This window comes from Duncaniella sp. (assembly GCF_029056165.1).
Lineage (GTDB): Bacteria > Bacteroidota > Bacteroidia > Bacteroidales > Muribaculaceae > Duncaniella.
Window position 1 is genome coordinate 17,989 of record NZ_JAIDBW010000046.1, and the last position, 11,215, is coordinate 29,203.

Below are 11,215 nucleotides of genomic sequence, written 5' to 3' on the forward strand. Positions count from 1 at the left end.
AGACGAGTCAGAAGATCATTTCACGAGCACGTTGCAGATACGCTCAAGTGCTTCTTCGAGAGTGTTGCGCGGACAGGCTATGTTAAACCGCACATATCCGTCAGTTCCATACATGACTCCGGAGTTGACCCAGACACGGGCCTCGTCAAGCAGACGTTTTTCAAGTTCGTCAGCACTTGAGCCGAGAGCGGAAATATCAACCCACGGGAGATAGGTTGCTTCAAGGGTAGCGACCGGACACTGCGGGAGATGATTCAGGAGATATTCACGGAAAAAGATGTAGTTGGCATGGAGATAATCGCGCAGGGCCTCAAGCCAGTCACTTCCCTCCGAAGAATATGCGGCGCGGAGCGCGACGACACCGAAAGGATTCACGTCGCAGACCTCATTGATGTTGACCGCGCGGTCAATCCGGGCACGCTTATCCGCGTCAGGCGAAATAATGTTTGCAATCTGGAGTCCGGCGGTATTGAAAGCCTTGGAGGGCGACAGACAGACCACGGCATCGGGATCAAGAGTGCCGTAGGGCGTGTAACGGTAGCCCGGCATGGTAAGCTCATTGTGGATCTCATCGCTTATGACAGTCACACCGTTGCGCTTACAGATGTCGCGCACACGCGTCAGTTCCTCACGTGTCCAGACGCGACCGGCCGGATTGTGGGGATTGCACAGGAGCATGAGCACATTGGAGGGATCGGCGGCAAGACGTTCGAGACCCTCGAAATCCATATCGTAGGTAAACTCGGAAGCAGAGATGTCACGGCGCAGGAGAGCATTATCGACAACACGGCATCCGTTGTTGCGGATCGACGAGAAGAAGCAATTATAGACAGGAGTCTGCACGATCACGCCGCTTCCCGCCGGGGCAAGAGCCTTGATGATGGCGGATATCGCAGGAACTACACCGGGGACATAGATCACGTCGCGGCGGTCAAACATGTAGAGGTGACGAGAGCTGAACCAGTCGATAAGCGCATCATAATAGTCATCGTCAACGTATGTGTAGCCGAACACTCCGTGATCCACCCTGCGGCGGAGAGCATCGATGATGCACGGGGCAGTCTGAAAATCCATGTCGGCTACCCAAAGGGGGATCACGTCGTGACGTGAATCCCACTTATATGAACCCGTGCCTCGGCGGAGCACGATTTTGTCGAAATTATAGTCTTGAGCCATGAGTTTGTGTATGTCGGAGAGTTATACTTCGGTCTGAATCTTGCAGTCGGCCGGCTGAAGGACATTGGCATCAATGATCGTCTCACCAATAGCCAGAGCCTTGATGCTGCCTGAACGGGGATTTTTCACACTCACGATGTTGGACGTTATGGTTGCGTCGAGGACAGAATCTTCGAAAGCGAGATCAGCGTCATCGGCCATCACGCAGTCCTCCATCACAAGATTCTCACAATAGCAGAGCGGCTGAGTGCCTGAAATGCGGCAACGGACAAGACGCAGGTTCTTGGAATGCCAACCGAGATACTCGCCCGTTAGCTCCGAATCATAGACGGTCACGTTTTCGGTATTCCAGAAAGCATCCTTCGAATCGATCACAGCGTTGCGGATGACAACGTTGCGGCAATACTGGAAAGAATAGTTGCCCTGCTGACGGTAATCCTCTATATCAATATTGTCGGAGTGCATGAAAAGATAGTCGGCATTGTTTACCTCGACATCGCGGAGCTTCACGCCACGGCAGTGCCACAGTGTCTCCTGTGCGTCGGGAATACGGACATTGGTCAGCGAGAGATCATCCATTTCCCTGAACATCTTGGGAGCTTCAACGACGGTGTCGGTCATCGTCAGTCCGCGTGAATACCACAGCGCGGCTCTCGCTCCCGGAGTGAAATGGCAGTCATGGATCTCGAAACCATCTACATGCCAGAAAGGATACTTACCTTCAAAGCGACATTTCTCTGCGACGATGTCGCTACAACATTTCAGAGCTGACTCACCGGCGTGGATGGTCACATTGACGAGTTTAAGACCGTGAGTTGCAAAAAGCGGACGCTCGCCGCCAAATTCCTTATCCTTAATTTCTTTCATACCTATTTTTTAATTGTTTTTCTATTTTTCTATTTAGAACATCCCTGCCTCGCATAAAGTGCGAGCCTGACATAACATTTATCTGATATGCAAATATACTCAATTTAGCCGAAAAAAGTTCGCACTGCATAATCATATCATCGAAATAGGTACAAGAAACCGAAAAATGTACACACCGGTCATGGAGAACCTTTGGATAACAAGTTTAAGGTCAGCTTCACTAAAATTCAGCAATACGTCAAATACGAACCGTTTATATTTTTGACGGCCACTTCACGGAAGATTTTTGTTGGTTTGGAAATATTTTGTAATTTTGCCTCCGCAACGGTTCGCCGATCGAGGCGATTTGGATGCGTGTCCGCCACTTACGGGCGGGGAGACATGATCCAAAAGGGAACACGGGTGCGAATCCCGGACAGTCCCGCTGCGGTAATTTCCAGATGGAGACAGCCAAGTCACTGAATGCGGTCAACGCTTTTGGGAAGGTAAGGCTGAAAAACGTGAGCAAGCATATTTGTGCAAGATATTAGAAGCTTACCACAAGAGCATGGAGGAGACTCCGCTCTGACTCCGGAATGAGTCCGAATACCTGCCTGAGCATTCTTTTTCAATAAATGTTTTTCTTTCGAGGATGAGAAGGCATATTAATTTCCCCAAAAGTAACATCCGCTTAAAATCATTGCGTCTGATAGCCGGAACACTGTCAATTGCAGCGTTCCCCTCAGCCATATCCTCGCAGACGCCTTCATCGATCGAACTTGATACGGTTCAGGTCGTGAGCCGTGCCGCGCAGAAACAACTGAAAAGTACTGCTCCGGTCTATCAGCTCGACAGCAAGCATTTCAACCGTCTCGGCGTTACCGATATTTCAGATGCGCTTCACCGTCTGCCGGGAGTAAACTTGCGGGATTACGGTGGTCTGGGAGGACTGAAAACGGTGTCGGTCCGCGGACTCGGTGCTCCGCACACAGCGGTTGTCTATGACGGAATAGTGTTGAGTGACTCCCGGAGCGGAGAGGTGGATGTGGCACGCTATTCGCTCGATAATGTCGAGTCGCTTTCAATGACCATAGGTGACAACGACGACATTTTCCAGCCGGCACGCATAGCCGGTTCAGCCGCCTCATTCGCAATATCAAGTTTCCGCAGTCCTGATCCTGACAAGCCTCTCGACCTCACGGCCCAGATGAAATACGGATCGTTCGGTTATGTCAATCCTTACATACGCATCGGCAAAGCCTTCACCGAGAAATTCTCCATGAACCTCATCGGTGACTACACTTATGCGGAGAATGACTATCCTTTCAAACTTAAAAACGGCGACTATACATATAAGGAACACCGCAACAATTCACGCATGAACAGCGGCCACGGTGAGATGAACGCCATCTGGAGTCCCGACAGCCGTTCGAGCCTGAAGGCTAAACTTTACTATTATGACAACGACCGCCGCTTACCCGGTCCGGTGATCTACTACAACAATACGAACAACGAATCGCTGCGTGACCGCAATTTCTTCGGACAGCTCCAATATCGCAACGCATTCAACTCACAATGGTCACTCCAAGTCCATGGAAAATTCAACTGGTCCTCGTCGCTCTACCGTGATGAGAATGGTAAATATCCCGGCGGAAAGCTTAATCAGAACTACACTCAGCGTGAAGCTTACGGGAGTGCATGTCTGCTCTTTCTCCCTGCCGACAAATGGGCTGTCGATTACTCGGCTGATTACTTTTTCAACAATCTAAACAGCAATCTCCCGACCGAGACTTATCCGCGCCGTCACAGCATACTGCAATCGCTCACCGCACGTTACCGAGGTGGATGGTTCACAGGTATGGTAAGGTTACTCGGTTCGATCTACAACACTTCGACCAAGATCGGTGGAAATTCGCAGGATCACAGCCGCCTCTCGCCTTCAGCCAGCATCTCGGTACAACCGCTGGGAGGAGAGATGCTGTTCGTGCGACTCTCATATAAGAACATATTCCGTATGCCGACCTTCAACGAGGCATACTTCTATCACTACGGCAACCCCAACGTCAAACCTGAGACTGCCGATCAGTTCAATCTCGGCCTCACATATCAGTTCAGACCTCTCTCGTGGCTGACGAACCTCGAACTCACAGCCGACGTGTATGTCAACAATGTCAAGGACAAGATCGTAGCCATACCATACAATATGTTCCTATGGACGGTGGTCAACCTTGACAAGACACGCACAATAGGCTGCGACATCACCGAGAACGCGACGTTCAGCCTCAACCGCCATCAAAAATTACTTCTCACCGGTAATTACAGTTATCAGCGGGCCGAACCGAGGAATCCTGATATGGTAAACGAGTACAAGAAGCAGATAGCCTACATACCCCGACATTCGGGCAGCATTACCGTCAGCTACGAGAATCCTTGGGTCAACCTTTCGCTGCACACATCGGCTGTCAGCTGCCGGTACGCAACCAACTCCAATATTCCCGATACAAGGCTCGGAGGCTATGCCGACATGGGACTTACGGCCTACAGGACTTTCAACCTGAAAGGTCATCAGCTGGAACTGCGCGGCGATCTGATGAATCTGCTCGACAAGCAGTATGCCATCGTGGCCCGCTACCCCATGCCGGGCCGGTCGTGGAGACTTTCAGTCAAATTCACTATGTGATATCCGAAAGAAATACGCAATCATACACAAAAGTAACCATCTAATCATTAATTCGAAACGAAGTTTTTTAATCATGAAATTTAGAAAAATCTTTGCTATTGCTCTCTGCGCCCTCACATTAACCGCTTGTAGCGATGACGATGATAAGGATATCACCTTCGGCAGAACAGAAGGTGAGTATTATGGCGGTTTCACAATCAATCAAGGAAATCAGGGCAACAACATCCCCGGTAGCATTACAAACATAGACTATGAGATCGGAGAGGCCTATCAGAACGCATTCAGGACCGCAAACAAACGTGTACTCGGCGATACTCCCCAGAGTGCATTAATTTTCGGAGACAAAATGTACATAGCGGTCTATATGTCCAACACCATTGAGATTGTCAACAAAACGACTTTAAAATCTGAAAAGACAATCACACTAACCGGAACAGGCACACAACCCCGCTACATGGCAGGCAAAGGCAACTACGTGTATGTGTCAATGTTTGACGGTTATGTCAGCCGTATCGACACCCGCACACTTGAGATCGACAAGACGATCAAGGTAGGCCCCAACCCTGATGAAATTGCCATTGCAGGTGATTATCTCTATGTAACCAACTCCGACGGCATGAACTACCTTAACGGATATGCCGACGGATTCTCCGTATCAAAAATCAATCTCTCGACTTTTACGGAAGAGAAGAAAATCACTGTCGGAATGAATCCGACCAAAGCTGTCTCCAACGGAAGCGATGTCTTCGTAATATGTATGGGTGACTACAGCGCACAGAATCCCGCCACACTCATGCGCATCAACACAGCCGATGACAGCGTGGAGAGTCTTTTCGGCGCAACACTCATGACCATCAGCGGTAACAACCTCTACACCGTCAACGCACCCGCCACTTGGGGAAGCTTGGAACTGACCGCACCGACCTACTCAGTCTATTCCATCACTTCCAAGAAGAAAACCGACCTCAAGCTTGAGAATATCATCCAACCGATCGCCATCGGTGTCGAGCCGAAATCAGGTCATATCTTTATCTCAAGCTATTCTGTTGAAAACGGATGGTCAGATCCATGTATAGTGAACGAATACACGGCATCCGGATCTTTCCTAAAGAGTTATAACGCCGGCATCGGTGCATCATGTCTGGTTTTCTAAAATGAGACAATCAATTTTTCTATCTTTTATAGCTGCCCTGCTGTTGTCCCTTATGCCGTCGTGCAAAGGGGGCAACAGCCTTGTTTCAGCGCAAACGTCAGGCGACACCCTTCACCTCGACCATGCCCGCTACCTGACACTCGAAGATCACGGAGCATTCACGACGGCAACCATAAGCAATCCGTGGGACACGACACGGATTCTCCACACATATATCCTCGTCCCCGACAGCACGGAACTACCCGCCGCACTGCCCGAAGGCACAGTGGTGAGAGTCCCGCTGAAAAACGCGCTCGTCTATTCGACCGTCCATCAGTCGCTCATCGGTGAGTTGGGAGCTATGGATGCCATCGGCGGGATCTGCGATCTGCAATACATCCACAATCCAGAGCTGCTCCAACGGATATCGGACGGTAAAGTGACGGATTGCGGCAACAGTAATACGCCGAATATCGAGCGTATCATACAGCTGAGCCCTGATGCAGTCATCCTGTCACCCTACGAAAATTCAGGCACTTATGGCAAGCTCGGACAGATGGGCATACCTCTGATCGAATGTGCCGATTATATGGAAAGTACCCCGCTCGGACGCGCGGAGTGGATGAAATTCTACGGCATGCTGTTCGGCCGCACTGACAAGGCAAACGAAATGTTCGGATCGATCGAAAATGAATATAACCGTCTCAAAGCCCTGACCGATACCGTGACATCACGCCCAAAGGTGCTGATGGACCGTCTCTATGGCAACAGCTGGTACGTGCCGACATCCAATTCGACTACCGGAGCATATCTGCATGACGCCGGTGCAGTGAACCCTTTTGCTGACAAGGGTAAGGCCGGAAGCGTAGCTCTTGCGGGCGAACAGGTGCTCCATGAAGCCGGGGATGCCGACATCTGGCTCATACGCTACGCGCAGGATTCCGACAAGACTCTGCGCGAACTCTCGGCTGACCATCCTCTCTACGGCCAGTTCAAGGCATTCAAGCTGAAAAAGGTCTATGGCTGCAACACTGACCGTGTGAATTATTATGAGGAAATGCCTTTCCACCCTCACTGGATGCTACGCGACCTCATCATGATCTGCCATCCTGAACTTGAAACCGGCGCGGAAGCTCCGCGTTACTTCTCACTCCTCACACCCTGATCATTCTCCTCCCCTCTACCCTCATTTTATCATCTTCGATAGATCCCCCGAATGAAATTTACCGTAACCGTCATCTCCGTAATCATTCTGTTTCTGCTGAATCTGTTCATCGGATCGGTCAATCTGCCCGCGTCCGACGTACTGGCTATACTCACAGGCAACGGCGGAGGCGGTACGGCTGAATTCATTGTGCTCGGAAGCCGTCTGCCTATGGCTGTAACCGCCACTCTCGCCGGAGCGGGTCTTGCGGCCTCCGGACTCATGCTCCAGACAGCCTTCCGCAACCCGCTCGCCGGACCGTCGATACTCGGCATAAGTTCCGGCGCAAGTCTTGGCGTGGCAGTGGTGATGCTCCTGTTCGGCGGGACAGTATCGGCAGGAGTGTTCACGCTCGGAGGCTATACGGCAGTTGTCGCAGGAGCGTTTGCAGGAAGCCTGCTGATCATGGGAATACTCCTCTCGCTGTCAAGCATACTGAAAAACGATCTCATGCTGCTTATCACAGGCATAATGATAGGCTATCTCGTTTCGTCGGCCATAATGCTGCTTAACTATGCAGCGAGTGCGGAAGGAATACAAGGCTATGTGATGTGGGGCATGAGCACCTTTAACAGTGTGGCCATGGATAAACTTCCGCTCTTCGGCGGACTCGTAGCCACCGGACTAATCATCGCTCTTACACTTGTCAAGCCTCTCAACCTGCTCCTGCTCGGAGACGGCTACGCCCGCAATCTCGGCATTAACATCCGGCGCGTCAGAAATCTGCTGCTGCTTGCCACCGGACTCCTGACAGCCACCATCACAGCCTTCTGCGGGCCGGTATCATTTCTCGGTCTGGCTGTCCCCCATATAGCCCGCCTGATATTCCGCAGTGACAACCACCGGACGCTCCTCCCCGCCACACTTCTCACCGGCGCAGGCGTGACGCTCTGCTGCAACCTTGTGTGTGTCCTACCCTCCGACTCTGTGCTTCCGGTCAACGCCGTCACCCCTCTGTTCGGCGCACCGGTAGTCCTCTGGATACTCCTGCGCAACAGAAGGAAGGGTTAGGCTAACTGATATTTTGCAGCTGACACTACCGCCTATCGCATAAATTACCTAACTTTGCGGATGATATTCAATCAAGACATCATACCGAAAAATCCATTATGGAATCCGCAGAAAACAACGGTCACCCACCGGTAGGACGTTTCGCACCGTCGCCCACGGGGCGGATGCATCTTGGCAATGTGTTCACTGCCGTCATCTCATGGCTCTCTGTCCGCAAGGCAGGAGGAACGTGGATACTGCGCATCGAGGATCTCGACCCGCAGCGTTCACGTCATGAATATGCCCGGACGCTTGAGGATGATCTCCTGTGGCTTGGCCTGACATGGGACGAGGGTGGTGTGGATGACAAAGGCCCTAACGACCCCTACAGTCAGAGCCGGCGCGGCGACATCTATGCCCGCTATCTTGAAAAACTCCGTAGGACAGGCCTGACTTATCCCTGCACATGTACACGCGCCGACATAATGGCGACACAGGCGCCCCATCAGTCCGACGGACGGATAATCTATCAGGGAACTTGCCGACCGAAAGGATTTCCCGACTGCGGTAAGACGGAGATCCCGGATGTCAGACATGCGACGAGACTCTACGTGCCCGACGAGGATATCTGCTTCACCGACCGCGTATTCGGGCCGCAGAGATGCAATCTGACGGAGGAATGCGGCGATTTCGTGCTTCAGCGCGCTGACGGCGCATGGGCCTATCAGCTTGCCGTGGTTGTCGATGACGCCCTCATGGGTGTCACGGAGATCGTCAGAGGCTCGGATCTTCTGCTCTCGGCAGCACAGCAACTCTATCTCTACCGTCTGTTGGGCTTCAGGCCACCCACCTATGCCCATCTACCCCTGATATGCAACGAGCGGATGCAACGGCTGTCGAAACGCGACAGTTCGCTCAGCATGGAAGAACTGCGCAAGATCTATTCGCCGGAGGAGATAATCGGACGTGTCGGATTCATGGCCAGTCTCCTGCCCGAAATGCGGCCGTGCGGACTCGATGAACTGACCGAGATGTTCGACTGGAATAAGATTCCGTGTCGCACGGGAATCACAGCTGTCTGACAGAGCTTTTCCGGAATTCATCCCAACTCAGCACTAACGATTAAGATTTTTTTGTTAATTTTACGGCTAAGTCGCATTTTTGGAAAAAATAATGCGAACTTTCGCTATCAGGAATTGTTAAAATTATAACAATGATAACGGTAAGCGACATGCGGATAAAACACTCCGCCATCCCTACGGCCGTCAACCCTGAATAAAAATTATAAATACAATAAAATTAACGTTTTAAACTATACAACTATGAGTGCTCAACGAAATTCAACAGGCACGCCCGCCACAATGCGCAACATCTTCGGCATCATCATGATAATCATCTATGTCGGGGTAGGTATCATGTTTTTCTGTGGCGTTTTCGAAGGCGTAGTATATACCGAATCATGGGAATGGGTACGCTGGGTCGGCGGAGGTATTTTCACTGCCTACGGTATCTGGCGCGCATACCGTCAGTTCAAAGGTATTGATCCCGGTTACGGTAACGACCCCGACTGACTGACAGACCACAAGGAATCTTCTTACCGGGTGAAATTTTCGCATCCATTTAATATTTAAAATAATTTCGATGACAACAGCATTCAAAAGTATAGCAGCTGTCACGGCATTCGCACTTCTTGCCCTCCTTAGCGGATGTGGCAAGAAGTCGTCGTCGCAGCAACCCACCCCATTAGCCAAAGTGGCCTGCGATGAATCGTTTGAAAGCATAATGGAACAGGAGATCAACGTGTTTGAATACATCTATCCCAAGGAAGATGTAGTGGCCTATTATCTCCCTGAAAATGATTGTATCGACTCCATCATGGCTATGGGCGGAGTAAAATCAGCCGTAATAACACGTCCTCTGACCGAAAAGGAAGTCAATTATCTTCGCAGTAATAAGAAGCTCGTGCATCAGCAGCGTATAGCAGTCGATGCGCTTGCGATCATTGTCAATCCGGAAAACCCGGTGGAAATACTCTCATGCAAGGACCTCGCCGAGATTCTTTCCGGTGACGTGACCCGCTGGGATCAGGTTGAGCCGTCGAAACTGGGCGAGATCTCGGTCATCTTCGACCATCAGGGCTCATCGACTGTGAAATATATGCGCGATTCGATCCTCGACGGCCGTCCCTTCGGTCCGAATGTCTCCGCTGTAAAGACAAATCCCGAAGTATTCAAGGCCGTGGCCGAAAACAAAAATGCAATGGGCATCATAGGCGTAAGCTGGGTGTCAAGTGACATGAAGGGCCGCGAACAGTCGGTCGAAGAGCTCGCACAGGCCGTGGAGAAGAGCGACACCACCATGCTTGATTTCAAGGACGACGTGAAGGTGCTCAAAATCCGTGGCAAGGACGTAGTGCAAGCCTACAAGCCCTATCAGGCATACATATTCGACGGAAGTTATCCGCTTTTCCGCTCGGTCTATATGGTCACCACCGCGCCGGGTGGAACCACAACCCACCGCTTCTACAGTTTCGTGACCGGTTTCCAAGGTCAGAAACTGATACAGATGACAGGTATCCTGCCGGCCACACTGCGCCCGCGCATGGTACAGGTGGAATGACAATCACTCCGCCGGCATAGCAGTCAGGAGACCGACTGTATATAAATCGAATTCAATAAGTCCGAAGACAGGCTATAAATAAATCGAATTCAACAATACATCGGGAGCGCGTTTAAAAATTATTGTTAAACGCGCTCCCGATGTATTAGAGGGTGTTTCATAACAAATGTTAGAACCGGAGTCCATTCTCTTGAGATGATTTTTGGTCTGAATTGAAGGAGCGATGCTGTAGCATCGTGACTGAAAGTCAGGACAAAAAGCATCCAAGAGAATGGATGCTGAAAAGGTATCTTTCATTCAAAAAAAATCGAAGTAGAGCATAATATATGAATCACTTGAAATAAGTTACAATTGGCTGCATGGATGTCTTTTTGGCTCCTCTGTCCATAATCTTCAGTCACCATGCTACAGCATGGCTCTTTCAGATTATGAACAGATTAGCTCAAAAATACATCCACTCCGGTTTAACATTTGTTATGAAACACCCTCTCAATTTTTTCAGGCAGATTCTTGCATATTGTAAATAAAATGTCGTATTTTGCGTTATGAAATCTAATGCAGGCTCACA

9 protein-coding genes and 1 riboswitch are annotated in these 11,215 nt (G+C 50.6%); of the genes, 7 read left to right on the forward strand and 2 right to left on the reverse strand.

The features are described 5' to 3' along the window. Positions 1 to 15: 15 nt before the first annotated feature. Complete coding sequence (locus K2G41_RS10555) at positions 16 to 1,176, reverse strand: MalY/PatB family protein (RefSeq protein ID WP_300117985.1); 1,161 nt, start codon at positions 1,174 to 1,176, stop codon at positions 16 to 18. A 21-nt stretch (positions 1,177 to 1,197) separates the two neighbouring features. Beyond that, positions 1,198 to 2,043 (reverse strand): DUF3737 family protein, encoded by an 846-nt coding sequence (locus K2G41_RS10560; protein ID WP_300117987.1) that lies wholly within the window; start codon positions 2,041 to 2,043, stop codon positions 1,198 to 1,200. Between the two features lie 352 nt (positions 2,044 to 2,395). Continuing rightward, a riboswitch (cobalamin riboswitch) is annotated at positions 2,396 to 2,655 on the forward strand. Positions 2,656 to 2,674: 19 nt separating this feature from the next. On the opposite strand from K2G41_RS10560, the gene K2G41_RS10565 reads away from it, so the two are divergent. The 7 genes from K2G41_RS10565 (at position 2,675) to K2G41_RS10595 (ending at position 10,647) form a co-directional block, all read left to right on the forward strand. Beyond that, positions 2,675 to 4,702, forward strand: a complete 2,028-nt coding sequence (locus tag K2G41_RS10565; RefSeq protein ID WP_300117989.1) for a TonB-dependent receptor — start codon at positions 2,675 to 2,677, stop codon at positions 4,700 to 4,702. Between the two features lie 73 nt (positions 4,703 to 4,775). Beyond that, complete coding sequence (locus K2G41_RS10570; protein WP_300117991.1) at positions 4,776 to 5,855, forward strand: YncE family protein; 1,080 nt, start codon at positions 4,776 to 4,778, stop codon at positions 5,853 to 5,855. 52 nt (positions 5,856 to 5,907) lie between these two features. Next, the gene (locus K2G41_RS10575) at positions 5,908 to 6,999 is read left to right on the forward strand and encodes an ABC transporter substrate-binding protein (RefSeq protein ID WP_300117993.1); all 1,092 of its coding nucleotides are present in this window, start codon (positions 5,908 to 5,910) and stop codon (positions 6,997 to 6,999) included. 51 nt (positions 7,000 to 7,050) lie between these two features. After that, a complete protein-coding gene (locus tag K2G41_RS10580) occupies positions 7,051 to 8,049 on the forward strand; it encodes an iron ABC transporter permease (RefSeq protein WP_300117995.1) in 999 nt (332 codons plus the stop codon). Between the two features lie 98 nt (positions 8,050 to 8,147). Next, positions 8,148 to 9,110, forward strand: coding sequence for a tRNA glutamyl-Q(34) synthetase GluQRS (gene gluQRS / locus K2G41_RS10585; RefSeq protein ID WP_300117997.1), 963 nt, complete (start codon positions 8,148 to 8,150; stop codon positions 9,108 to 9,110). Positions 9,111 to 9,350: 240 nt separating this feature from the next. Next, positions 9,351 to 9,599, forward strand: a complete 249-nt coding sequence (locus K2G41_RS10590) for a hypothetical protein (RefSeq protein WP_300117999.1) — start codon at positions 9,351 to 9,353, stop codon at positions 9,597 to 9,599. 70 nt (positions 9,600 to 9,669) lie between these two features. Further along, positions 9,670 to 10,647: a substrate-binding domain-containing protein gene (locus K2G41_RS10595; protein ID WP_300118001.1), complete on the forward strand. Its 978-nt coding sequence runs from the start codon at positions 9,670 to 9,672 to the stop codon at positions 10,645 to 10,647. Positions 10,648 to 11,215 lie beyond the last annotated feature (568 nt).